The sequence below is a fragment of the Hylemonella sp. P2_B10 genome (assembly GCF_056404875.1).
Window position 1 is genome coordinate 695,959 of sequence record NZ_JBFUDE010000004.1, and the last position, 23,587, is coordinate 719,545.

Below are 23,587 nucleotides of genomic sequence, written 5' to 3' on the forward strand. Positions count from 1 at the left end.
TCATCCTTGGCATCCTTCAACTGAGCGCAGTATCGCAGCCTCACCAGGCCGCCACCAGCCAGCCAGCCACCGGCTCAGCGCTTTCCATGCGCAGCACCACGTCGCGCAGGTCGATGTGGGCAAAGCCGGCACGCGCCAACGCCTGCTCCAGGTAAGCGCGTGCGTGGCTGAAGCGGCCGTGCGTCTCCAGGCGGTAGGGCTCGCCACCCGGGTTGGCCTCCACCGTGAACACCCAGTGGCCACCGGCGCGCAGCGCCTGGCGCACGGCGGCAAATGCCCCGTCCAGCCGGCCGAAGTAGCACAAGGTGTCGGCTGACGCCACGAGGTCAAAGGACTGCGGGTTGGCCAGCAGGTAAGCCACCAACTCGGCCTCGGCCAGCTCGTCGTACAGGCCGCGCTGGCGCGCCATCGCCAGCATATTGGCCGACAGGTCCACACCGGCCAGCCGGCGCGCGAACGGCCGCAGCAGCGGCGCGCACAGGCCGGTGCCGCAGCCGGCATCCAGCACGCTGCGGTTGGCCTGCGGCTGACCCAGCAAGCGCGCCACCGCCTCGCCCACCCGCTGGGGTGCCTGGTAGTTCAGTGAGGCCAGCTTGGCGTCAAAGCTGGCGGCAAAGCCATCGAACTCGGCCACCACGTACTGGTCGGACGCCCGCTCCGGCGTGGCCACGCCGCCGAACGCGGCGTACAGGTGCTGCGCCTGCGGATTGTCGGGCTCCAGCTGCAGCCATTCCAGACAGGCCTGGCGGCCGTCGTCCAGGCGACCGGCCTTGCCGTAGGCGATGGCCAGCAGACGGCGTGTGTGCGGGTCGAGGGGCTTCAGCGCCAGCGCATTGGCAAAATGCGAAAACGCCTCCGTCATGCGCTGGGTGGCGATGCACAGCGTGGCCAGGTTGTTGTGCGCGCTGACAAACTCCGGTGAACGGACCAGCGCACGACGCAGGGCCTCCTCGGCCTTGTCCAGCTGGCCCAGGTTGCGGTACAGCACACCCAGGTTGTTCAGCACTTCCAGGTTGTCTGGGTCCAGCTCGGCGCAACGGTGATAGGCCTGGGCGGCTTCGTCGAAGCGGTTCGCGTCCAGCAGCACATTGCCCAGGTTGTTGTGCCAGGGCGCAACGCCGGGATCGTGCGCGATGGAGGCCTGTATCAGCTCCAGCGCCGGTCCCTGCTGGCCGCGCTGGTGCAGCAACACGCCCAGGTAGTGCCGCGCGTTGGCGTTCTCGGGCTCCAGTTGCAGCAGGCTGCGGTAGCACTTCTCCGCCATATCCAGCCGGTTGTCGCGGTGCATGCGAATGGCCAGCAACAACAACTCATGCGGCGTCATCTCGACGTCGTCCGAGGCCGGCAGGCCCATGGGCGCGGTGGATTCCCAGGAACTGGCCATGTCAGCCCTCAGGCGGGTTGCCCCAGCTTAAAGGAATTCATAGGTGAAGCCTTCCGCATTGGTGCCGACGTTGACACCGGCAATGGTACGGCCGTCCATCATTCGCGTCAGGAACTCGCGGCTCAGGTCGGGCAGCATGGTGTTGGTCAGAATGGCATCGATCATGCGGCCGCCGGACTCGCTTTCGGTGCAGCGCGACACCACCAGCTTGATGACGTCGTCGCTGTAGTTGAACGGGATCTTGTAGCGCGCCTCGATGCGCTTCTTGATGCGGTTCAATTGCAGGCGCACGATCTTGCCCAGCATATCGTCGGACAGCGGGTAGTAGGGGATGGTCACCAACCGGCCCAGCAACGCCGGCGGGAAGATCTTCAGCAGCGGCTCGCGCAGCGCCTTGGCCATGCCTTCTGGCTCGGGCATCAGGTCCGGGTCCTTGCACATGCTGGCGATCAGGTCGGTGCCGGCATTGGTCGTCAGCAGGATCAGCGTGTTCTTGAAGTCGATGAAGCGGCCTTCGCCGTCTTCCATGAACCCCTTGTCGAACACCTGGAAGAACATCTCGTGCACGTCCGGGTGGGCTTTTTCCACCTCGTCCAGCAGCACCACCGAATACGGTTTGCGGCGCACCGCCTCGGTCATCACGCCGCCCTCGCCATAGCCCACATAGCCGGGGGGCGCGCCTTTCAGCGTGGAGACGGTGTGCGCCTCCTGGTACTCGCTCATGTTGATGGTGATCAGGTTCTGCTCACCGCCGTACAGCGCCTCGGCCAGCGCCAGCGCGGTTTCGGTCTTGCCAACGCCCGAGGTGCCGGCCAGCATGAACACGCCGATCGGCTTGTTGGGGTTGTCCAGCCCGGCGCGCGAGGTCTGGATGCGCTTGGCGATCATCTCCATCGCGTGGTCCTGGCCGATCACGCGCTGGGCCAGCAGCGAGCCCACCTTCAGGATGGTCTCCATCTCGTTGCGCGCCATGCGGCCCACCGGGATGCCGGTCCAGTCGCCCACCACGGCGGCGACCGCCTGGTAGTCCACCGTCGGCAGGATCAGCGGTGATTCGCCTTGCAGGGCGGCCAACTTGTCCTGCACCACCTTCAACTGCTTCAATTGCTCCAGGCGCTCGGCCTCCACCGGCGCGTCGTCCACTGCGGCAGCGGGTTCCACCTCGGCAGCGGCAGCTTCCAGCTTGCTGGCCGTGCCCTCCACCGGGCGTATGCCGGCGCGCAGCTTGGCGCGCAGGGCCAGCAGCTCGTCCACCAGCACCTTTTCCTCGTTCCAGCGCGCCTCCAGCGTCACCAGGCGTGCACGCTCTTCGGTCAGTTTTTCTTCCACGTCGGCACTGCGCTTGGCAGTGTCCATGCCGATGGCGTTTTCGCGCGCGATGATGCCCTGCTCCACCACCAGCGAGTCGATGCGCTTGCGGCAATCGTCCACCTCGGGCGGCGTGGCGTGCAGGCTGACCGCCACGCGGGCGCAGGCGGTGTCGATCAGGCTGACCGACTTGTCGGGCAACTGGCGCGCCGGGATGTAGCGGTGCGACAGCTTGACGGCGGCTTCCAGCGCCTCGTCCAGGATCTGCACCTGGTGGTGTTTTTCCATCGTCGAGGCGACGCCGCGCATCATCAAAATGGCGCGCTCTTCGCTGGGCTCGTCCACCTGCACGGTCTGGAAGCGCCGGGTCAGCGCCGGGTCTTTCTCGATGTGCTTCTTGTACTCGGCAAAGGTGGTGGCGCCCACAGTGCGCAGCGTGCCGCGCGCCAAGGCGGGCTTCAGCAGGTTGGCGGCGTCGCCGGTACCGGCGGCACCACCGGCACCCACCAGGGTGTGGGTCTCATCAATGAACAGGATGATGGGTTTGGGGCTGGCCTGCACCTCCTCAATCACCGAGCGCAGGCGCTGCTCGAATTCACCCTTCATGCTGGCGCCGGCCTGCAGCAGGCCCACATCCAGCACCAGCAATTGCACGTCCTTCAGAGCTGGTGGTACGTCGCCACGCGCGATGCGCTGGGCAAAGCCTTCCACCACCGCCGTCTTGCCCACACCGGCTTCACCCACCAGGATGGGGTTGTTCTGCCGGCGGCGCATCAGGATGTCGATCACCTGGCGGATTTCGTCGTCGCGGCCGACGATGGGGTCCATCTTGCCGCTGGCGGCCTGTTCGGTCAGGTTGGTGGTGAATTTCTTCAGAGCCTCCTGCTTGCCCATGGCCGCCGGGGCAATGGCGCCGCTGGCCTCGCCCGGCGCGCCGGCACCGGAGCCGTCGCTGGCGCCCTGGCCGTCTTCCGGCGAGCCGGTGACGATCTTGGCCATGTTGTCGCTCAGGTCGTCGGGCTTGACCTTTTCGAACTGGCGCGAGATGGCCATCAGCGCATTGCGCAGGAAGCTGGTCTTCAGCATGCCCAGCAGCACATAGCCGGTGCGCACCGCGCTGTCGCCGTACATCAGCGAGCCGTAGACCCAGCCGCGCTCCACCGCATTGGTGATGTTGTCGGAGATGTCGGAGATGGACGTGGCGCCGCGCGGCAGCCGGTCCAGCGCAGCGGTGATGTCCTTGGCCAGCGCGGAGTTGTCCAGCCCGTAGTGCTGGATGATGTGGTGCCAGTCGGAATCCTGGTTCTGGATGATCTGCGCCACCCAGTGCTCCAGCTCCACATAGGGGTTGCCACGCAGCTTGCAGAACACCGTGGCGCCCTCGACTGCCTTGTACGCCAGGTTGTTGAGCTTGCCAAAGACGGCGACGCGATTGATTTCAGCCATGGTCTATCTTCCTTTCAATGTCTTGTCGTTCTGCATTGCCCGGCCTGCTCCGCCGCCCTAGGCGGTGGGCACGCGCGGCACCAGCCTCAGTTCGGCGGCCTCGCGGCGGTCCTTCTGGCCCAGCCAACTGGTCCAGCCCAGCCGGCCGTAGCGCCCCGGCTGGCAGGGCTTGACCTGCCCGGGCCGCAGACTGAGCCGCAAATCCCAACCCAGCTCCAGCCCCACATACTGTTGCACCAGCGCCTGCACCGCCGGCAGCGCACTGCCGCCGGGCAGCAGGCTCTCAAACACCGGCAAATCCAGCGGGCCGATGTGGATGCGAAAGCTGTGCTGCCGGTCCCACACCATGCCACCCAGCACGGCGCCGCCGCCCAAGGTGGCGGTGGGGCTGCGCTTGCGCGCGCTGGCGCGGCCTATGCGGCTGCGCTCGCTCGTATTCAGGCGCAGCCAGTGGCCGGCGAACTGCTCCACCCGCACCGGCCGGCCCAGGTAGCCCGACAGCATGGCGGCCAGGCCGTCGGCATTGCGCACCTGGCGCGACAACAGGCCGGCGAAATGCAGCCGCGCGTGGTCATGGACGCCACCGCGCTCACGCAGCTCGGGCAGGCCCAGCCCCACCAGCGAGCCCACATAGGCGCTGAAGTGGTCCTGCCCGGGCCGGTCCAGCCCCACCGTGGGCTGGGCCTGAGCCCAGCCGCGGTAGAACAGCAGCAGCAGCCGGTGGTGGAACATGTCGGCAAAGCGGGCGAAACTGGCGTCAGCCTGGTGCAGCACGCGGTGGCGTGCGTACTCGGTCAGGTGAAAGGGCAGCGGGCCATTGGGGCCGAACAGGCCGAAGAAACGCACCTCGATGCGCGGCTTGGCATAGGCCGTGGCCGGCACCACGGCATGCAGCGCGCTGGGCGCGAACGACAGGTCAGCCACCTGGCCCAGACGCACCGGCTCGTCGGCCGGGCGGCGGGCGGTGCCCAGGCGTGGCTTGTCGGCATGGTAGGCGTCCAGCCAGCGCATGGCATGGAAGAAATCGAACCGCCAGGGTTCGGCGGCAATGTGGACCAGCGGGTCTTGCCGGGGAACCGGCGCAACGGCTGGCTTCACAGGATCGGACGTGACCCGCATCGCGGCCTCCCCTGCAGGATGTCGCCGCGCGTCTGTGAGCGCACGCGGATCTCGGTGAAGCCGTTCATGGACACGTGGCGGGCGAAGAAGCGCTCCAGCACGCAGCCGAACAGGAAGGCACTGCCGCCCTGGAAGGCCAGTTCGTCCACCTCCAGTTCCACCTGCACGCCTCGCCCGAAGGCAATGGGCCCGGGCAACGGCAGGCGACGCACCACCTGGCGCGTGCGCATGCTGCGCAGGCCATCGATCTGTTTGTGCAGGGCGGCGTCACCCTCATGGGTGTACAGGCGCAGCATCTCGCGCATGGCGCTGGCGCCCTGCTCGCTGTCGGTGTCGTTCAGCGCCAGGTGGTTCAGCGTCAACTGGTTGATCAGCCGCCAGGCCACATTGCCCTCGCGCTGCGCCGACAGTGGGCGCGACGGGCCCTTCATCACACGAATTGATTGCACCGGCACCGATTGCTCCAGCGTCAGGTCGGAGCCGGCGCCCCCCATGGGCATCAGCAGCGGCAGGTCGCGGTTGGAGCAGATGGCGGTGACGTCGAGCTGCTGCAGATCGTCGGCATAAGGCGCCTCTTGCGGATCGACGATGGCGATGTAGACCTCGCTGCCCACATAGGACGAGCGTGGGCCGTCGCGCCGCTGCGTGCTGGAGAGCAAACGCGGCTCGCGCTGCACTGAAAAATAGGCCGGGTGGCCATGCTCCTCGGTGTGGAAGGCGGAATACAGCGGCACGAAGCGGCGCTCGCTGTCCAGCCCGACGCCGTAGCCGGTCACGGAGGTGAGCTCGTGCACCTCGAAATCCATGGGCCGCACGCGATCGGGCACCACATGCAGGTCGGGCGTGTCGTGCGCCACATGGATGCGGTCGCAACGACGCGGGAACAGGTTGATGGCGGGCGCGCAGTTCAGCGCGAAGGATTGCGCGTCCACCGACTGCAGCAGCGCGTTGTCGCCACGCCCGAACAGCAGCACCACATCCACCTCCTGGCCGCCGAGCTGGCGCAGGGCATCGCCCAGCCCCAACAGGTCGAAGAACAGGAAGCGCTGCGGAAAGGCGAAATACTCCTGCATCAGCCGGTAGCCCTCGAAGCCGCGCAGGGTGTTGGGCAGCAGCGCATGCTCCTCGTCGAAACCCACCGGCTCCACCGTGTCGACGCCTTCCAGCAGCACGTGGCGGGTGCTGTTGCCCTTGCCCGCCATCACGCACACCCCCAGCGTGTTGCCGCACACCAGCTCGTGCAGCTTGTAGGCGATCTCGTCGCCGGCACTGCAATGCAGCCGCAGGTCTTCCAGCGGCAGCTTGGCGAAATCGTGCCCGGGCGCGGCACGCAGCGTCAGGCGCACACCGCCGCCAAACTTGCGCCACTCGGGCTTGGCGGCCAGCGGCAGGTTGGACGCGTGCGAGAAATACTCGGCACCGGCGATCTCCACCGGCCACAGCGTGAGGTCGTGCGCGGTGCGGAACTGGCACTCGGTGGGCCCGGCGCGCCCGGCCTGGCTGCGCAGCGTGCTGCCGCGCGGGATCTTCACCCCACCGGCCAGCGCGCCATCGCCCAGATCAGGGTTGAAGCGGGCGATCAGCATCGATGGCATGGGGGCCAGAAAATGCGGGTAGAGGATTTCCACCATGCGCTGCGTGAAGCGGGGGAACTCGGCGTCCAGCTTCAGCTGAATGCGCGCGGTCAGGAAGGCGAAACCCTCCAGCAGCCGCTCCACATAGGGATCGGCCACCTCCAGGCCATCAATGCGCAGGCGTGCAGCGATCTTGGGAAACTGGGTGGCGAACTCCGCCCCCATCTCGCGCAGATGTTGCAGTTCCTGGTTGTAGTGGCGCAGCAGGCGGGGGTCCATGGGGTGAAAGCGGTTGGTTCCGGGGGTGGCCAGTTGGGTGGCCTCAGCGGCTCAGTTCCTTGACCTCGACCAGGCCGGTTTCCAGGTCGATGTCGGTCTGCAGCAGCATCTCCAGCGGCACTGGCTGCGCCCAGATCTGGCCGGCGATGCGAAAACTGATCTGGTTGTGATGGTCCAGCTGCTGCTCGGACACCAGGGCCTCCACGACCAGGGTGTCGGCCAGGATGCGTGGCTCGTGGTCAACGATGGCCTGCCGAACCTGGGTTTCCAGCCCCTGCGGGTCGACCGAGGAAGCGGTCTGGCCCGACAGCGCCGGCAACCCGTAGTTCAGCACCGAGCGCCGGGCATGCGGATAGGCTTGCAGCGTGTCCGCGCTGCCGCCGGCGGCCAGCTGGGTGGTGTTGAACAGCCAGCTCAGGTCGCGCAGCACCGCCTCGCGCAGGCGTGACTTGCTGATGACACGCTGCTCGGGCGTTTCCTGGGTCTGCGTCGGGTCGTCGTCGGTCAGCCGGTCCAGCAGGGCCGGCTGCAGTCTGTCGTGCACCCTCTGTTGAACCATGCGATGACCCCTGATCAGATAACGCGCATGCGGTGTTGCCGCATCAACCGCCGCCTTCGGCGGGGCCGTCATTGAAGCTGATGGCGCGCACGTCCATCAACCCGACATCACCGGCGTCGGTGGTCAGCAGGCGTTGGCCACGGCCGACGAAGAAGCCCGGGCTGCCCTCCTCCCACTCGGTCTGGCGTGCCAGCGCCAAGGCGTTCTTCGACAGGTCGGTGCCGGCGTAGCGGGTGGGGATCAGCGCCACGCTTTCCCCGCCGTTGGAAAACTGCAGGTGCGCGGCCATCCACACGGCGTCGCGCAAATCGGTGGGCGGGTCGATGTCCACCTTGCTCAGGCGCGAGAACGGCACCCAGTAGTAACGGCCGTTGATGACAGCTTCCAGCACCGGGCCCAGCCGCATGTCGGCATCGGCCAGCCACTCGAAAGGCTGGCCGTCCATGCTGCCAGCGGCAGCGGGCGCTTCCTCGAACGCCTGGTCGCGCAGCTTGCGGGCCGCGTCGAGCTCGCCCTGGCCCTCGCGCAGCATGGCTTCAATCAGCAGCGCCACCCAGGCCTCGGGCTCGCCGAACAGCAGCGGCGCGCGCTTGCCCTGGAACACCTCGTCGCGCAGGCGCTCGCACTGGATGGCCTCGCGGTAGGTCTGCACCATGGCCAGCGTGGAAGCGTCCAGCTCGCCCGACACCGTCAACTGGTTCAGCGCGCGTTCCCACTGGCCCAGCACGCACAGCAGCTGGAACAGGAACACGCGCAGCTTGGCGTCGGCCGGGGCCGAGCGGATCTGGTCTTGCAGCAGCTTCAGCGCCTGCTGCGGATCGCCGTCACGCAGGGCTTGTTCGGCGGCGGATGGGTTGGGCATGGTGGCGGTCTCCGTCGGGTGGGCGATTGAAAATGGGCGTGTCAACAGCCCCTAGTTCACCTGCGTGGTGAAGGTGGAGCCGCCTTTGCGGGCACCCTTGTCGTCCTGGGCGAAATACTGCACTTCGATTTTTTCGAAGGCGATGGAGAGCTGCTCCAACAGATCGGGGCCGCCGGCGGGGTCGGACGTGACGTCCAAGCCGGTGATGCGGCCGCGCTCTATGGTCAGCGTGAAATAGTCGACCTGCGTGCCACCGGCCTTGCGCACGGTGAGCACGGCCTTCTTGACGATCTCGCCGCTGCGCATCACCGACATCAGTGCGGTGGTGGCGGCATCCACCGCCTTGGTAACGCGCAACTCCGACAGCGAGGTCTTGGCCCCGCCGCTGGCGCCCCCCATCACGGTGGAGGAGGCCATGCCCCAGGACCAGCCCAGCACGTCAATCTGGCCGGGATAGACCTTGTCGGCCGACTCCCCCTTGATCGTGCCGGTCTTCTGGCCATCGATCAACAAAAACATGTCGCCTTTGGCCATGGACACTCTCTTCAGTGGTTGCTAAAAGGGCAAGGCGCCACACGGCCCGGGCTTGCCCCGCAAGAAAACTCCCGCGCAACCGCCAAAACCCGGCTTGCCAGCGGCAACCGGGTCGTGGCCTGGTTTGGCGCGTCGCGGCTCAGCCGGCCTTGACGTTTTCGGCGATGTTCCAGGCCGCGATCTTTTCGCCGCCGTCCTTGGTGCCGTCTGCCTTTTGCGGCTGGTAGGCAAATTTGAACTTGGCGAAATTCAGCGTGACGTTCTCCGTCAGACGGTCTTCTCCGCCGCTGCCGCCGGTGCTGATGGCGGTCACCATGACCTCTTCCAGGTCAATCTTGATGTACTCCAGCGGCGTGCCGCCGGCCTTGCGCACGATCAGGTTGGCGGTCTTGATGTGCGTGCCCGCACAGCAAGCCGAAATCAGCGCATTGGACGACGAGTCCACGTACTTGGTGACCGAAATGTCCTGCACATTGACCTTGCCAGCACCGGCGCCACCACCCATGTGGGCGGTGCCGCTGTTGGACATGCCCCAGCTCCAGGCCAGGATGTCGATTTGCTTGGCGTGCGTCTTGTCGCGCGACTCACCGTCAATCGTGTCCAACTTCAAAAACATGTCTACAGCCATTTTTTCTCTCCTTTGGTGCCCCGATCCGGGGCGATTCGAGCTGCGCTATTGACCACCCCTCAGCGCAGCAAATAAGGGGACAGTCATCAACCCGCCTTGGCGGACGGCAACTTGGAAACCAGACGCAACGACACCGTCAGACCTTCCAGCTGGTAGTGCGGACGCAGGAAGAACTTGGACGAGTAATAACCGGGGTTGCCCTCGATCTCTTCCACCACCACCTCGGCGGCGGCCAGGGGCTTGCGCGCCTTGGTGGCCTCGGACGAGTGGGCTGGGTCGCCATCCACATACTGCAAGATCCAGTCCTGCAGCCAGCGCTGCACGTCGTCGCGCTCCTTGAAGGAACCAATCTTGTCGCGCACGATGCACTTCAGGTAATGGGCGAAGCGGCAGGTGGCGAACAGGTAGGGCAGGCGCGCGGCCAGGTTGGCATTGGCGGTGGCGTCCGGATCGTCGTATTCAGCCGGCTTTTGCAGCGACTGGGCGCCGATGAAGGCGGCAAAGTCGCTGTTCTTGCGGTGGATCAGCGGCATGAAGCCGGCCTTGGCCAATTCGGCCTCGCGCCGGTCGGCGATGGACACCTCGGTGGGGCACTTCATGTCCACGCCACCGTCGTCGGTGGGGAAGCTGTGTGTGGGCAGGTTTTCCACCGCGCCGCCGGACTCGATGCCACGGATGCGTGAGCACCAACCGAACTCCTTGAACGAGCGGTTGATGTTGGTGGCCATCGCATAGGCGGCATTGGCCCAGGTGTACTTGCTGTGTTCGGCCGAGCCGGTGTCTTCTTCAAAGTTGAAGTCTTCCACCGGATTGGTCTTGGAGCCGTAGGGCAGGCGCGACAGGAAACGCGGCATGGCCAGACCCAGGTACTTGGCGTCGTCCGACTCGCGCAGCGAGCGCCAGGCGGCATATTCGGGCGTGGAGAAGATCTTGGTCAGGTCACGCGGATTGGCCAGCTCCTGCCAGGAATCCATCTGCATCAGCGTGGGCGACGCGCCGGTGATGAAGGGCGCCATGGCGGCGGCCGACACCTTGGCCATTTCGGCCAGCAATTCCACATCGGGCGCGCTCTGGTCGAAGTGGTAATCACCCACCAGGCAGCCAAAGGGCTCACCGCCAAACTGGCCGTATTCCTCTTCGTAGATCTTCTTGAACAACGGGCTCTGGTCCCAATTGGTGCCCTTGTAGCGCTTCAACGTCTTGCCAAGGTCGGCCTTGGAGATGTTCATCACGCGGATCTTCAACTGCTCGTCGGTCTCGGTGTTGTTGACCATGTAGTGCAGGCCGCGCCAAGCGCCCTCGAGCTTCTGGAAGTCCTCGTGGTGCAGGATCTGGTTGATCTGGTCGGACAACTTCTTGTCGATGGCTGCGATCATGTCGTTGATGGACTTGACCGTGTCCTTGCCAATCAACTGGGTCTGCGCCAGCGCCTGCTGCGCCAGTGTCTGCACCGCCGCCTCGACGGCGCTCTTGGCCTCGTCCGACTTGGGTTTGAACTCCTTCTGGAGCAGCGAGGCCAGGTCACTGCCCTCGAAACTCACCTCCGCCAGCGCGGAACTGCTTTTGCTCTCTGCCATCAAATTCTCCTGGGTATCTTGGTCGGGTGGATGGCGGGCTTACTTGGCTTCGTCAGCCGGCTTGGCCGATTCGGCCAGCGAACCCAGCAAGGCCGGATCTGCCAGCACCTTGGCCACCAGTTCTTCGGCGCCGCCCTTGCCGTCCATGTAAGTCACCAGGTTCTGCAGTTGCTGGCGGGCTTCCAGCAGCTTGCTCAGCGAGTCCACCTTGCGCGCCACGGCGGCGGGAGAGAAGTCGTCCATACTCTCGAACGTCAGGTCCACGCTCATGCTGCCCTCGCCGGTCAGTGCATTGGGCACCTGGAAGGCCACGCGCGGCTTCATGGCCTTCATGCGCGAGTCGAAGTTGTCGACGTCGACTTCCAGGAACTTGCGATCGGCCACCGGCGCCAGCGGGTCCGCCGGCTTGCCCGACAAGTCGGCCAGCACGCCCATGACGAAGGGCAGTTGCACCTTTTTCTGGGCGCCGTACAACTCCACGTCGTATTCAATTTGCACGCGGGGCGCCCGGTTGCGGGCGATGAATTTTTGGCTACTTCCCATGGCAATTCCCTTTGAGTCAGGTGGAACGAAAAATCATACCGTCAAATCTGTGACGAGCAAGTGTTAGAAAGGTAAAAAGTCACTGTTCCAGGTTCACGTCGTCGGGGTTAACCCCCATCACCCGCGCAACCTCATTCAAGGCATCCGGCGCCAGCTCTTTCATCAGCTGCAGGAAGTTGTGGTTGATCAGCTTGCGCGCCCGGCGCAGCAGCAGCTGGGCCGGGTTGGTGGGCTCGGCGCGCTCCAGGTACTCGCACACCAGGTCGATGGCGCGCAAGGCCTCGTCGCGCGAGTTGACCTTGCCGGCCAACCGGGCGCCGCCGCCGGAAGCCGATGCGCCTCCCCCTTGCGCGCCCTCGTCGGCCGCTTCCTCGGCACCGGCCTCGGCCGGCAGCATGCCCTGCACGCCCTTGACCAGGCTGGACAACGGGCGCAGGTCGGGCGCGCTGTCGGCGCCGAATTTGTCATTCATCAGCGAGGTCAGCGCTGCCAGGCCCGCCAGCGCCCCCTGCACGCGCTGGCGCAGGCCGGGCGATTGCTCCAGCGCGCTGGCCAGCATCTGGCCGATCTGGTCTTTGCCGGGTGGCGTCTCGTCGGCCTTGGGCGCCAGTTGCCCCAGCGCGATCTCGATGTGGCGCAGGCGCAGTTCGCCCACACCACGCAGGTTGAACAAGGTGGCCTGGCGCAGGTCACCCAGCAGGCCTTCGGGCTGCGGCAACATGGCCAGCGCGTTGGCACGGGCATACGGGTCGCCGTCGTCCGGGTCGGGCAGGGGATGCAGGTGGTCCCAGAAGTTGCCCAGCAGACCGTGCAGCAGCTTCAGGCTGGGCGGGAAAGCGGCGAAACCGTCCAGGTTGACCACCGCGCGGCACCACAGCAGCGCCACCCGCAGGTCACGCGTCTTGGTCATCAGGCCCTCGGCCTGCTCGCGCACGTCGCGCCAGTTGGGCGGCTCGCCCGGGCCAAACTGGGTCTCGGGCTTGCCCTCGGCCGCCTTGTTCAGCTCGAGGAATTCGTTGTCGTACTCCATGTCCTTGCCGCAGGGTTCGGACGCATCGGCCAGAGGCTGCAACCAGGCGTCGACCTGGGCGCTGTCAAATTCATCACTGCTCACGAAAACTCCTCCTACGGTCCGCGACTATGCCGCATAACCCCGCCGCGCACAAGGCAAACGCGGCGAATAGACGGCAGCGCACCAAAGCGGAGCGGCCTGGGCCTTTGGCCTTTCGTTGCTCGCCTTTCAGTCGACAGGGGCGTCGGCAGCCAACACAGCGTGCTCCTGGCGCACCCGGTTGCGGCCATCGTGCTTGGCGCGGTACAGCGCATCGTCGGCACGGCCGACAAAGCTTTCCTGCGTCTCACCCGGGCGGTAGGCCGACACGCCCACGCTGACGGTGACCGTCACGGTGTTGCCGTCCTCGCCATGCTGGCGCTCGGCAATGCTGGCACGCAGGTTTTCTGCCACCTTGACGGCCTCGGCCAGCTCGGCGTGCTTCAGGATGACCAGGAACTCCTCGCCACCCCAGCGGCAGGCGATGTCGGAGCTGCGCAGGTTGGTCTTCAGCGTCAGCCCCATGCTGGCCAGCACCCGGTCGGCCGCCACATGGCCCAGGCGGTCGTTCAAGTCCTTGAAATGGTCCAGGTCCAGCAGCAGGGCGGCCATGGGGCTGCGCAGGCGGTTGGCATCCAGCATGGCCTGGCGCAGCAGCATGGTGAGCGCATGGCGGTTGGCCAGGCCGGTCAGGCTGTCGGTGGTGGCCATTTTTTCCAGCGGGCGCTGGTAGCTGGCGACCACCCAGTACACCAGCATAAGCACGACGACGGACACCGCCGCGCACAGCAGCCAGTTCATGTACAGCGTGTTGCGTATTTCCGCCAGGCCCTGGCCCTCGCGCTTGACCACGAACAGGTTCCACTTCAGCTCGGGGATGTAGCGCACGTTGAGAAAGTGCTTTTGCCCGCCGTTGGTGTATTCAAAGCTGCCCTTGTGCGCCACCAGGATGTCGGCGGCGATGGCCGACAGGCCTGGGATGTCCTGGATGCGCGATTGCGCCGCACCGGGCGCGCCGGCCGCGTATTTGGCGCTGAGCACAATGCGCCCGCTGTCGTCGACAAAATAGATCTGCCGGTCGTAGCGGCGTTGGTACTCGTCGATGGTGCGCAGCACCGAGTCCACCGCCAACCCGACGCCGGCGGCGCCTATGAAGCGGCGCGCGTAGTCGTGCACCCGGTAATTGATGAAGACGGTCAAGCGGTCGCGGTTGGCCATGTCCGGGTCGACGTTGATCTCGTAGGGCTCGGTCATGTCGCGCACGCGGAAATACCAGGCGTCGCGCGGCTCCTGCGGCTTGACCTGCTTCAACAGGCCGTTGGCCTGGTAGTAGTTGCGCGTGGCGTCCGAGATGAAGAAGGCGGTGACCGTGCCGTAGTGCGACTGCACCTCCTGCAGGTAGCGGGTGATCTGCAACGGGTCTTTCTCGCCGGCCACCGCCCAGTCGCGCAGGAAGGTGTCACGCGCCATCATGGAGGAGATCAGGATGGGACGCACCAGGTCCTTCTGGATTTCGGAATACACATTGTCCGAGGTCAGCGGCAGCTCGGTGGCGACGATGGACTGGCGCAGCGAGGCGCGCGAGGCGTAGTAGCTGATCAGCGTGGTGGCCAGAAAGCCCAGCCCCAGCAGCATGGCCAGCACCATCATCAGGTGGGCACGGTTGTCACGCAGTTGCAGGTATTTCATCAGCGGGCTGGCGGCTCGGGAAGGGAAGTGAAGAAAAGCGAAGCGACGCGCCTCAGCTCCAACGGGGAATGGCGTCGTCCTTCAACTGGCTGCGTACCTGTTCGTAGTCGGGCATGACCGTACGCACCGTGTCCCAGAAGCGCGGGCTGTGGTCCATCACGCGCAAATGGCTCAGTTCGTGCACCACCACGTAGTCGATCGCGGCCTGGTTGAAATGGACCAGCCGCCAGTTCAGGCGTATCGAGCCATCGCTGCGGGCGCTGCCCCAGCGCGTGCCGGCACTGCTGAGCGACAGCTTGCGCCACTGGACCTGCAAGCGGGGTGCGAAATGGTTCAGCCGCTCGGTGAAGATGCGCTTGGCCTGGCGCATCAGCCAGGCCTGCACGGCGTCGCGCACCTGCTCGGGCGTGGCGTTGTGCGCCAACCCCACATGCAGGGTCAGCCGCGACACGCCGGCCAGCGTCAGGTTGGGGGCGGCGGCATCGGTGTGCAGCACGGCGCCGGCTTCACTGAAGCCATGGCGCGGGTCCAGCACCAGCGTGACCTGCTCGCCCAGGAACGGGAAGCTGGCGCCGTCACGCCAGTCAATGCGCGAAGCCTGCAGGCGATCATGGCGTTCGCGCGCCTCGGCCAGCTTGTTCACCACCCAGCGGCCCTTTTCCTGCAGCGCCGCCTCCACCTCGTACAGCGGCACCCAGCGCGGCGCGCTGACCACCAGGCCATCGGCATCGACCATGAAGCCTATGGTCTTGCGCTTGCCGCGCCTGAATTCGTAGGCCACCAGGGCGTCGCCCAACCGGCTTTCGCGGTTGGCGCGCGGGTGGCGAAAGGCGGTGGGTGACAGCACCGTGGCCAGCGCTTGCGGCGACTCGGTGCCGACGCCGCTGACGTCGTGATCCGGCGCAGAAGCCGGCTTGTCTGACGCAGCAGGCGGGGAACCGGCACGGCGCCGGGGCGGCTTGGCTGCTGCGGGTGGCGTCGAAAAAGGCGTGCCTTCAAACAAATCCCGGGTGAACTGCAGCAGCCTATGCATGTCGCTGAGTTTACCTGTACGCCTCAGGATCCAACCGGCGCATCTCGCCTTCTATCCAGGCTTCCACCTCGCGCATCAGTTCATCGGGCTCGCGCCCCGCACTGGGGATGGGTCGGCCTATGGACACCTCCACCACCCCCGGGGTCTTGATGAAGGCCTTGCGCGGCCAGCATTTGGCGGAGGTGACGGCAATCGGTATCACCGGCGCGCCGGTCTCCACCGCCAGCCGGGTGCCGCCGCTCTTGTACACCCCTTTTTGCCCGCGCGGAATGCGCGTGCCTTCGGGGAACATGATGATCCACACGCCGCGCGCCAGCAGCGCCTTGCCCTGCGCCACCACCTTGCTGAAAGCCTGGGTACGCTGGCTGCGGTCGATGTGCACCATGTCCAGCCGACCCATGGCCCAGCCGAAGAAGGGCACATACAGCAGCTCTTTCTTGAACACATAGGCCAGCGGGTGCGGCATCAGCGTGGGGATGAGAAAGGTCTCCAGCGTGGATTGGTGCTTGACCAGCAGGATGGCCGGGCTGGTTTCGCCCTGCGGCAGGTTCTCGTAGCCCAGCACCTTCACCCGAATGCCCAGCAAGGTGCGCGCGCCGCCAATCGCCCACCCCAGCCAGCGCACCGCCATCCACCACAGCGCGGTGCCGCTGGACCAGATGGAAGCCACCAGCATGATGATGGCCCAGGGCATCACCGTCACCAGCATCCACAGCATGTGCAGGCAAGAACGCAGAAAAGCCATGACTTGCTCAGGCGCTCCGATTGACCAGGTGCTGCGCGAAGGCAGCCAGGTCGGCATGCACCTGCGTGTGCGCCGGAAAGCCCTCGGGCAGCGCGCGGCCCTGGTAGGCCGCACCCTTGCCGGTCAGCACAAAGTGCGGCTCGCAGCCCACGGCCACGCCGGCCACCAGGTCGCGCGAGGAATCGCCCACCACCGGCATGCCTTTCAGATCCACCCCATAGCGCTCGGCGATCTGCTCAAACAGACCGGACGCGGGCTTGCGGCAACGGCAGCCCTCGTCGGGTGCGTGCGGGCAGTAGAACACCGCATCCACCCGCCCGCCCACGGCCGCCAAGGCCTTGTGCATCTTGGCGTGGATGGCGTTCAGCGAGGCCACATCAAACAGCCCCCGACCCAGGCCCGACTGGTTGGACGCCACCACGCAATGCCAGCCGGCATGGTTCAGCCGGGCAATGGCTTCCAGCGCGCCGGGCAGGGGTATCCACTCGTCCACCGTCTTGACGAAATCGTCGCTGTCCTGGTTGATGGTGCCGTCGCGGTCGAGGACGATGAGCTTCATGCGGGGCCTTTTAGCTTTCTGCGCGGGTGCTGGGCTTCAGACAGCGAGCTTGGACAAGTCGGCCACGCGGTTCATGCCTTGGTGCAGCGTCTTCAACAGGCCCAGCCGGTTCAACCGCAGGTCGGCCTGTTCGGCATTCACCATCACGCCATCAAAGAACGCATCCACCGGCGCGCGCAGCGCGGCCAGGGTCTGCAGCGAGGCGGTGTAGTCACCGGCCTCGAACTGCGCCTGCGCCTTGGGCACCACCTGCTGCAACTGCGCATGCAAGGCTTTCTCAGCCTCTTCCTGCAACAGCAGCTCGCTGACGTGGGCGTCCACCTCGCCTTCGGCTTTTTTCAGGATGTTGGCTATGCGCTTGTTGGCGGCAGCCAGCGCTGGGGCCTCTGGCAGGGCGGCAAAGGCGCGCACGGCCGCCAGCCGCTTGCCCACCTCGCCCAGGCGCTGCGGGCGCAGCGCCAGCACGGCATCCACTTCCTGCGCGCTGTAGCCCTGCTCGCGCAGGCTGCCGGCCAGGCGGTCGTAGATGAAGTCCAGCAAGGCGGCGGACGGGTCGCTCATCTGGTCGCCAAAGACCCGCACGGAACCCTGCACCAGGTCGCTCAAGCCCAAGGGCAAATCCTTGTCCACCAGCATGCGCACCACGCCCAGCGCATGGCGGCGCAACGCGAACGGGTCCTTGTCGCCGGTGGGCAGGTTGCCAATGCCAAACATACCCACCAGGGTTTCCAGCTTGTCAGCCAGCGCCACCACCACGCCCACCATGTTGCGCGGCAGCTCGTCGCCGGCAAAGCGCGGGCGGTAATGGTCTTCAATGGCGAAGGCGATGTCTTCGCTCAGGCCATCGTGGCGGGCATAGTAGCCGCCCATGATGCCTTGCAGCTCAGGGAACTCACCCACCATGTCGGTCAGCAGATCGGCCTTGGCCAGGCGGGCCGCCTGCGCGGCCGTCTTGGCCAGGCTGGCGCCGCTCAGCATCTCGCCAATGCCCAACGCGATGTTCTGCACGCGCTGTGTGCGCTCGCCCTGGGTACCCAGCTTGTTGTGGTACACCACCTTGGCCAGGCCGGCCACGCGCGAGTCCAGCGACTTCTTGCGGTCCTGGTCAAAGAAAAACTTGGCGTCGGCCAGGCGCGGACGCACCACACGCTCGTTGCCGCCCACCACCGCGCTGGCGTCCGCCGGGCTGATGTTGCTGACCACCAGGAACTGGTGCGTCAGCTTAGCCGAGGCGTCAAGCAACGGGAAATACTTCTGGTTGGCCTTCATGGTCAGGATCAGGCACTCCTGCGGCACATCGAGAAACTGCTTCTCGAATTCGCAGACCAGCACATTGGGCCGCTCCACCAGTGCCGTCACCTCGTCCAGCAAGGCCTCGTCCTCGATCGGTCGCACGCCATTGCCAATCTTGGCCGCTACCGCCGCCAGTTGGCGCGCGATCCCGGCCTTGCGCTCGGCAAAGCTGGCGATCACGGCACCGTCTGCCAGCAGGGTGGCGGCATAGCTGTCGGCATCCTTCAGCACCACCGGGTCGACGGCGGCCTCGAAGCGGTGGCCGTGGGTGGTGTTGCCGGCGTGCAGGCCCAGCGCCTGCACCGGCACCACATCGGCACCGTGCAAAGCCACCAGGCCATGGGCGGGGCGCACGAAGCTGACACTGCTCCAGCCGGGCAACTCGCAGCCGGATTCCAGCTGGTAGCTCATCACCTTGGGGATGGGCAGCTTGGCCAGCGACTCGCTCAGCGCCTTTTGCAGGCCTTCGGCCAGCGTGGCGCCCTTGGCGGTGCTGTCGTAGAACAGCGCTTCCGCCTTGCCATCGGGCGCGCGCTTCAGGCCCGCCACGGCCGAGGCATCAGCACCCAAGGCCTGCAATTTTTTCAGCAGCGCGGGGGTGGCGTTGCCTGAGGCGTCCAGGCCCACGGACACTGGCATCAGTTTTTGCGACACCGCCTTGTCGGCGGCCTGCGCCGCCACGCCGGTGATGTGGGCCGCCAGGCGGCGCGGCGAGGCAAACGGCGTCAACACCGCGTCGGCACCCGCCAGGCCCTGGGCACGCAATTGCTCCAGCAGCACGCCGGCAAAAGCCTCGCCCAGTTTTTTGAGCGCCTTGGGCGGCAGCTCTTCTACAAACAGCTCAACCAGCAAATTCTTGTTCATCATCTTCTCTAGTCAGTTGAGGGCAGAGCGGCGCTGCGCGCTGATCTGCCCGCAAATCATCACCCCGTCAAGGACAGGGCAGCGCCGTGCGCCGCTTGTTCCGCAATGTCTTGCGCTTCTCACGCTGCCTTCTTGGCCGGCATCTGCGCCACCCACTCGCGCGGCGCCAGCGGAAAGCCCTGGCGCTCGCGGCTGTCGTAATAGCTCTGCGCCACACCGCGTGCCAGGTTACGTATGCGGCCAATGTAGGCAGCGCGCTCGGTGACGCTGATGGCGCCGCGTGCATCCAGCAGGTTGAAGCTGTGCGCGGCCTTCAGCACCTGTTCATACGCCGGCAGCGCCAGTTGCTGCTCCATCAGGTGCTTGGCCTGCTTCTCGTGCGCGCCAAAGGCGGTGAACAGGAAGTCGGCGTCGCTGTGCTCGAAGTTGTAGGTGGACTGCTCGATCTCGTTTTGCTTGTAGACGTCGCCGTAGGACAGGCCTTCGGTCCAGGTCAGGTTGTAGACGTTGTCCACGCCCTGCAGGTACATGGCCAGGCGCTCCAGGCCGTAGGTGATTTCGCCGGTGATGGGCTTGCAGTCGATGCCGCCCACCTGCTGGAAATAGGTGAACTGCGTCACCTCCATGCCGTTGAGCCACACTTCCCAACCCAGGCCCCAGGCACCCAGCGTGGGGTTTTCCCAATCGTCCTCGACGAAACGCACGTCGTTCTTCTTCAGGTCGAACCCCAACGCCTGCAGGCTGCCGAGGTAAAGGTCCAGGATGTTGCTGGGCGCCGGCTTCAGCACCACCTGGTACTGGTAGTAGTGCTGCAGGCGGTTGGGGTTCTCGCCATAGCGGCCGTCCTTGGGGCGTCGGCTGGGCTGCACGTAGGCGGCCTTCCAGGGCTCGGGGCCCAACGCGCGCAGAAAGGTGGCGGTGTGCGATGTGCCGGCACCCACCTCCATGTCGTAGGGCTGCAGCAGCGCGCAGCCCTGGCGGTCCCAATAGTCCTGGAGGCGCAAAATGATTTGCTGGAAAGTGAGCATGTTGTTCTAAGGCCGAAGAGTTTCCAGACCAGGATGGGCCCGGCGCCGGAGGGCGGCAGGCACGCCCAAGGGCGCGCGCCTGCGCAAACCCTGATTCTACGGGGAGCGGCGCGCATTGCCGCTGCCTGGCTGCCGCTTTTTCAGGCAGCGTCAGGTGCGACCGGTCACACCCCGGCCGCGCCGCCAGGCCGCCAACACCACCCCCAGGCCTAACAACCACCAGGGCCACAGGCCCAGCCGTGCCACCCACCAGGCAAACGGGGTGTCGCCGCGCCGCCCGTTCACCGTGCCCTGCAGCACACCCCGGGTCTGGCGTGGCAGCGCCTGGCGCACCACACCCTGGTGGTCAACGATGGCGGTGGCCCCGGTGTTGGTGGCGCGCACGAAGGGCCGCTGGAATTCCAACGCCCGCATGCGCGAGATCAGCAGGTGCTGGCTGATGGCCAGCTCGTCGCCGAACCAGGCCAGGTTGCTGATGTTGACGAACACCGTGGGCGACTTGGCCGGATCTGCAAAACGTGCGCCCAATTCCTCGCCAAACAAGTCTTCGTAACAGACGTTGGCCGCCAGGCGCTGGCCCTGCCACTCGAACGAAGCCTGACCGACGTCGCCGCGGTTGAAGTCCCCCAACGGGATGTTCATCAACTGCGTGAACCACTTGAACAGCGGCGGGATGAACTCGCCAAACGGCACCAGGTGGTGTTTGTCGTATTGCCACACACCGCCCTGGCCACTCTGGCCGGCCTTCAGCGCGATCACCGAGTTGGTGTAACCGCGCCGCGAATCGCCCAAGGGGATGCCCAGCATGGCGGCCTGGTTGGGGCGGCTGGTGTAGCGGCTGACCAACTGGTCCAGGTAGCCCTCGGGCAGTTCCTGCGGCAACAGCGGGATGGCCGTCTCCGGCGCGATGACCAGCGATGCCTGGTTGTTCTGCAACTGCTCGCCATACCACTGCAGCGCCAACGGCACGCCGCTGCCGGGCTGGAATTTCTCGTCCTGCGGGATATTGCCCTGCAGCAGCGCCAGGCCCAGCTTGCCGGCGTCCTGGGTAAAGTCCGGCGCGGCCAGCCTCAATCCGGCGGGCAGCGCCAGCAAGGCGATGAATGCCGCCAGCGGCGGCCAACGGCGCCTGACGGCTGCGCCGGGCCATACGCCCTGGGCCAGCAGCATGGCCAGTGCCGCACTCAGGGCACCGATGCCGAACACACCGGTCCACGGCGCCAGCGCCACCAACGGCCCCTGCACATGGGCGTAGCCGGCCGCGCCCCAGGGAAAGCCGGTGAACCAGACCTCGCGCGCCAGCTCGGCCAGTGTCCACAGGGCGGCGAACAGTGGCGTGGCCCATGCAGAGCCCAGACGCGGCGCCAGCGCGGCAAATGCAGCGCAGGCGGCGGCGTAATAGAGAGCCAGGAAGCCCGCCAGACCCAGCACCGCCAGGGCAGCCAGCGGCGCGGCCAGGCCGCCATAGGTGTGCATGGCCACATAGAGCCAGCAAAAGGTGGCTGCCAGCCAGCCGATGCCGAAGGCCCAACCGGTCCAGGCCGCCGGCCGCCAGCCAGCCGCGCGCCGCAACAGGCCTGCCAGCAGCGCCAATGCAGCCAGTTGCAGCCACCACAGCGGCTGGCCGTCCCACCAGCTGGCCAGCGACAGCGCATGGGCCACACCGGCCAACAGGCTCAGCAACAGGACGAGGGGAAACGGCACGGAGGAACGGACAACGTGGCGAAGTGGACGGTGAACCGGTGAAAGGCGCTCAGCCGGTTTCTTCCTCCGTCACCGGCGCCGGCGAGACCTTGAACCATTTGACCGCGCCACCCTTGGTGTGCAACACCACGAACTGCAGGCCGGCCAGCACATGGCGCTCGCCGCGCTTGGGCACATGGCCCATCTCATGGGCGATCAGGCCGCCGATGGTGTCGAACTCCTCATCGGGATCGCTGCCGCGCAAGGCCACCTCGAAGGCGTCCTGCACGCGCTCTATGGAGGTGTCGCCGCTGACGCGGTAAGTGCGGTCGGCCAGGCCGAAAATGTCGCCCTGGTCCTGCGCACTGTCGAACTCGTCCTCGATCTCGCCGACGATCTGCTCCAGCACGTCCTCGATGGTGACCAGGCCGGCCACGCGGCCGAATTCATCGATGGTGATGGCCAGGTGGTTGCGGTTGCCGCGAAAGTCGCGCAGCAGGTCGTTCAGGCCCTTGCTTTCGGGCACGAACACCGCCGGGCGCAGCAGCGCGCGTATGTTCAGCTCGGGCGCGCGTTGCAGCTTCAGCAGGTCCTTGGCCATCAGGATGCCGATGATGTTTTCGCGGTCACCCTCGACCACCGGGAAGCGTGAATGCGCGGTGTCTATCACCACGTGCAGCAACTCATCGAAGTCGGCGTCGATGTCGATCAGGTCCATGCGCGTGGCCGGCACCATCACGTCGGCGGCCGTCATGTCGGCCATGCGGATCACGCCTTCCAGCATGATGCGCGACTCGGCGCCGATCACGTTGTTGTCCTCGGCCTCGGCCAGCGTCTCTATCAGTTCGGCGGCGGAGTCGGGCCCGGGGTGGATGAACTCGACGATGCGTTGCAACAGCGTGCGCTTGTCGTCCTTGTCGGATATTCGCGCAGGGTGGGGGTCAGACACGGCCGGGGGAGCAGGACATGCGGTTGTTGTACAAGCTACAAGGATAGCGGAATTGTTGCCCCCACGGTCGCTCACTGCGTGGGGCTTGCTGACCGTCTTCTCAGGCAGCAGTCTTCTTGCTGGCGTCCTGCACATCGCGGCGCACCTGCTGCACCTCGGCCAGGAAATCCCAGAATTGCTTGGCCTGCTGCTTGAGGCGGTAGTCGGTCTGCGCAATCTGCTCGTCCACCAGTTCGGTCATGCGGGTGTCCAGCGTGGCGGGCGGCAGGCGCAGGAAGGATTCGGTCTCGGAACCGTCATATTCCACCGTGGCGCCGGCGTTGCGGGCGATCTTCAGCATGGCGGTGTTTTCACTCAAGGCGTGGATCAGCATCAGGCTGATGCCGTCGTTGCGGGCGTGCATGGCAGCGCGGTCGAACAGCCGCGCGCCAAAGCCGCGGCCGCGGGCCGACTTGGCCACCGAGACGCCGAACTCCACAAAGGCGCCGTGTTCCGGGCTGTCGCAATAGGCCAGGTGGGCGACGGCGATCAGCTCCAGCTTGCGGTTGTAGACGCCAAAGATTTCATCGCGCTCAAAATTCAGGCCCTCCACATAGCGGCCGATCTGCTCATCGCTGGCCATGTAGCCAAAGCGCAGGTAGCGGTCGTGGTTCTCCAGCGCCAGCAGGTGCGTGGCGATGCGCTCGCGGTGGTTGGCGCCCAGCGAACGGATGGGAATCAGCACCGGTGCCGCCTTGGGCCCGGGCGCAGCACTGCCGTCGCCCGGCGGGCGCAGCAAGTCCCGGCCGGCCTCCACAGAGGCTTGAATCAGTGCTTTGGGATCAACCATAGGCACAATATACGGGTTTTCCCTAGGATGTCCACCCTAAGGGGTCTTCAA

General features: G+C 66.0%; 20 protein-coding genes. All 20 read right to left on the reverse strand.

The window, feature by feature from the left end; genetic code table 11:
• Nucleotides 1–40: 40 nt before the first annotated feature.
• Nucleotides 41–1,384 (reverse strand): class I SAM-dependent DNA methyltransferase, encoded by a 1,344-nt coding sequence (locus AC1DX2_RS21025; RefSeq protein WP_477198349.1) that lies wholly within the window; start codon nucleotides 1,382–1,384, stop codon nucleotides 41–43.
• 27 nt (nucleotides 1,385–1,411) lie between these two features.
• Complete coding sequence (tssH, locus tag AC1DX2_RS21030) at nucleotides 1,412–4,138, reverse strand: type VI secretion system ATPase TssH (RefSeq protein WP_477198350.1); 2,727 nt, start codon at nucleotides 4,136–4,138, stop codon at nucleotides 1,412–1,414.
• Nucleotides 4,139–4,195: 57 nt separating this feature from the next.
• Nucleotides 4,196–5,257 (reverse strand): type VI secretion system baseplate subunit TssG, encoded by a 1,062-nt coding sequence (gene tssG / locus AC1DX2_RS21035; RefSeq protein WP_477198351.1) that lies wholly within the window; start codon nucleotides 5,255–5,257, stop codon nucleotides 4,196–4,198.
• Nucleotides 5,233–7,110, reverse strand: a complete 1,878-nt coding sequence (gene tssF / locus AC1DX2_RS21040) for a type VI secretion system baseplate subunit TssF (protein ID WP_477198352.1) — start codon at nucleotides 7,108–7,110, stop codon at nucleotides 5,233–5,235. Before tssF ends, tssG begins: the two co-directional genes overlap by 25 nt.
• Nucleotides 7,111–7,153: 43 nt before the next feature.
• Nucleotides 7,154–7,669 carry a type VI secretion system baseplate subunit TssE gene (gene tssE, locus AC1DX2_RS21045; protein ID WP_477198353.1) on the reverse strand — a complete coding sequence of 172 codons (516 nt, stop codon included), beginning with the start codon at nucleotides 7,667–7,669 and terminating at the stop codon, nucleotides 7,154–7,156.
• Between the two features lie 43 nt (nucleotides 7,670–7,712).
• Nucleotides 7,713–8,531 (reverse strand): type VI secretion system accessory protein TagJ, encoded by an 819-nt coding sequence (locus tag AC1DX2_RS21050; RefSeq protein ID WP_477198354.1) that lies wholly within the window; start codon nucleotides 8,529–8,531, stop codon nucleotides 7,713–7,715.
• A 51-nt stretch (nucleotides 8,532–8,582) separates the two neighbouring features.
• Entirely contained in the window at nucleotides 8,583–9,065 is a 483-nt protein-coding gene (locus AC1DX2_RS21055) for an Hcp family type VI secretion system effector (RefSeq protein WP_477198355.1), read from the reverse strand.
• A gap of 139 nt (nucleotides 9,066–9,204) precedes the next feature.
• Nucleotides 9,205–9,693 (reverse strand): Hcp family type VI secretion system effector, encoded by a 489-nt coding sequence (locus AC1DX2_RS21060; RefSeq protein WP_477198356.1) that lies wholly within the window; start codon nucleotides 9,691–9,693, stop codon nucleotides 9,205–9,207.
• A gap of 86 nt (nucleotides 9,694–9,779) precedes the next feature.
• Complete coding sequence (tssC, locus tag AC1DX2_RS21065; protein ID WP_477198357.1) at nucleotides 9,780–11,270, reverse strand: type VI secretion system contractile sheath large subunit; 1,491 nt, start codon at nucleotides 11,268–11,270, stop codon at nucleotides 9,780–9,782.
• Between the two features lie 39 nt (nucleotides 11,271–11,309).
• A complete protein-coding gene (gene tssB / locus AC1DX2_RS21070) occupies nucleotides 11,310–11,813 on the reverse strand; it encodes a type VI secretion system contractile sheath small subunit (RefSeq protein ID WP_477198358.1) in 504 nt (167 codons plus the stop codon).
• A 79-nt stretch (nucleotides 11,814–11,892) separates the two neighbouring features.
• Complete coding sequence (tssA, locus tag AC1DX2_RS21075; protein ID WP_477198359.1) at nucleotides 11,893–12,927, reverse strand: type VI secretion system protein TssA; 1,035 nt, start codon at nucleotides 12,925–12,927, stop codon at nucleotides 11,893–11,895.
• A gap of 126 nt (nucleotides 12,928–13,053) precedes the next feature.
• The gene (locus AC1DX2_RS21080; RefSeq protein WP_477198360.1) at nucleotides 13,054–14,553 is read right to left on the reverse strand and encodes a sensor domain-containing diguanylate cyclase; all 1,500 of its coding nucleotides are present in this window, start codon (nucleotides 14,551–14,553) and stop codon (nucleotides 13,054–13,056) included.
• A gap of 52 nt (nucleotides 14,554–14,605) precedes the next feature.
• Nucleotides 14,606–15,586, reverse strand: coding sequence for a M48 family metallopeptidase (locus tag AC1DX2_RS21085; protein WP_477198361.1), 981 nt, complete (start codon nucleotides 15,584–15,586; stop codon nucleotides 14,606–14,608).
• A gap of 10 nt (nucleotides 15,587–15,596) precedes the next feature.
• Nucleotides 15,597–16,331, reverse strand: a complete 735-nt coding sequence (locus tag AC1DX2_RS21090) for a lysophospholipid acyltransferase family protein (protein ID WP_477198362.1) — start codon at nucleotides 16,329–16,331, stop codon at nucleotides 15,597–15,599.
• A gap of 7 nt (nucleotides 16,332–16,338) precedes the next feature.
• Entirely contained in the window at nucleotides 16,339–16,890 is a 552-nt protein-coding gene (gene gmhB, locus AC1DX2_RS21095; protein WP_477198363.1) for a D-glycero-beta-D-manno-heptose 1,7-bisphosphate 7-phosphatase, read from the reverse strand.
• A 36-nt stretch (nucleotides 16,891–16,926) separates the two neighbouring features.
• A complete protein-coding gene (glyS, locus tag AC1DX2_RS21100; RefSeq protein WP_477198364.1) occupies nucleotides 16,927–19,050 on the reverse strand; it encodes a glycine--tRNA ligase subunit beta in 2,124 nt (707 codons plus the stop codon).
• A gap of 116 nt (nucleotides 19,051–19,166) precedes the next feature.
• Entirely contained in the window at nucleotides 19,167–20,075 is a 909-nt protein-coding gene (gene glyQ, locus AC1DX2_RS21105; protein WP_477198365.1) for a glycine--tRNA ligase subunit alpha, read from the reverse strand.
• 150 nt (nucleotides 20,076–20,225) lie between these two features.
• Nucleotides 20,226–21,779, reverse strand: a complete 1,554-nt coding sequence (gene lnt, locus AC1DX2_RS21110) for an apolipoprotein N-acyltransferase (RefSeq protein ID WP_477198366.1) — start codon at nucleotides 21,777–21,779, stop codon at nucleotides 20,226–20,228.
• A 49-nt stretch (nucleotides 21,780–21,828) separates the two neighbouring features.
• Nucleotides 21,829–22,707, reverse strand: a complete 879-nt coding sequence (locus AC1DX2_RS21115; RefSeq protein ID WP_477198367.1) for an HlyC/CorC family transporter — start codon at nucleotides 22,705–22,707, stop codon at nucleotides 21,829–21,831.
• A 100-nt stretch (nucleotides 22,708–22,807) separates the two neighbouring features.
• Nucleotides 22,808–23,536: a GNAT family N-acetyltransferase gene (locus AC1DX2_RS21120; RefSeq protein WP_477198368.1), complete on the reverse strand. Its 729-nt coding sequence runs from the start codon at nucleotides 23,534–23,536 to the stop codon at nucleotides 22,808–22,810.
• Nucleotides 23,537–23,587 lie beyond the last annotated feature (51 nt).

Bases quoted from the DNA above. Each gene is read 5' to 3' on its own strand.
- gmhB (WP_477198363.1), bottom strand. From the start codon at position 16,890: ATGAAGCTCATCGTCCTCGACCGCGACGGCACCATCAACCAGGACAGC.
- AC1DX2_RS21080 (WP_477198360.1), bottom strand. From the start codon at position 14,553: ATGAAATACCTGCAACTGCGTGACAACCGTGCCCACCTGATGATGGTG.
- tssF (WP_477198352.1), bottom strand. From the start codon at position 7,110: ATGGACCCCCGCCTGCTGCGCCACTACAACCAGGAACTGCAACATCTG.
- AC1DX2_RS21055 (WP_477198355.1), bottom strand. From the start codon at position 9,065: ATGGCCAAAGGCGACATGTTTTTGTTGATCGATGGCCAGAAGACCGGC.
- tssC (WP_477198357.1), bottom strand. From the start codon at position 11,270: ATGGCAGAGAGCAAAAGCAGTTCCGCGCTGGCGGAGGTGAGTTTCGAG.
- tssG (WP_477198351.1), bottom strand. From the start codon at position 5,257: ATGCGGGTCACGTCCGATCCTGTGAAGCCAGCCGTTGCGCCGGTTCCC.
- glyQ (WP_477198365.1), bottom strand. From the start codon at position 20,075: ATGCTCACTTTCCAGCAAATCATTTTGCGCCTCCAGGACTATTGGGAC.
- AC1DX2_RS21060 (WP_477198356.1), bottom strand. From the start codon at position 9,693: ATGGCTGTAGACATGTTTTTGAAGTTGGACACGATTGACGGTGAGTCG.
- AC1DX2_RS21025 (WP_477198349.1), bottom strand. From the start codon at position 1,384: ATGGCCAGTTCCTGGGAATCCACCGCGCCCATGGGCCTGCCGGCCTCG.
- AC1DX2_RS21090 (WP_477198362.1), bottom strand. From the start codon at position 16,331: ATGGCTTTTCTGCGTTCTTGCCTGCACATGCTGTGGATGCTGGTGACG.
- AC1DX2_RS21085 (WP_477198361.1), bottom strand. From the start codon at position 15,586: ATGCATAGGCTGCTGCAGTTCACCCGGGATTTGTTTGAAGGCACGCCT.
- tssH (WP_477198350.1), bottom strand. From the start codon at position 4,138: ATGGCTGAAATCAATCGCGTCGCCGTCTTTGGCAAGCTCAACAACCTG.
- AC1DX2_RS21120 (WP_477198368.1), bottom strand. From the start codon at position 23,536: ATGGTTGATCCCAAAGCACTGATTCAAGCCTCTGTGGAGGCCGGCCGG.
- glyS (WP_477198364.1), bottom strand. From the start codon at position 19,050: ATGATGAACAAGAATTTGCTGGTTGAGCTGTTTGTAGAAGAGCTGCCG.
- tssB (WP_477198358.1), bottom strand. From the start codon at position 11,813: ATGGGAAGTAGCCAAAAATTCATCGCCCGCAACCGGGCGCCCCGCGTG.
- tssE (WP_477198353.1), bottom strand. From the start codon at position 7,669: ATGGTTCAACAGAGGGTGCACGACAGACTGCAGCCGGCCCTGCTGGAC.
- AC1DX2_RS21050 (WP_477198354.1), bottom strand. From the start codon at position 8,531: ATGCCCAACCCATCCGCCGCCGAACAAGCCCTGCGTGACGGCGATCCG.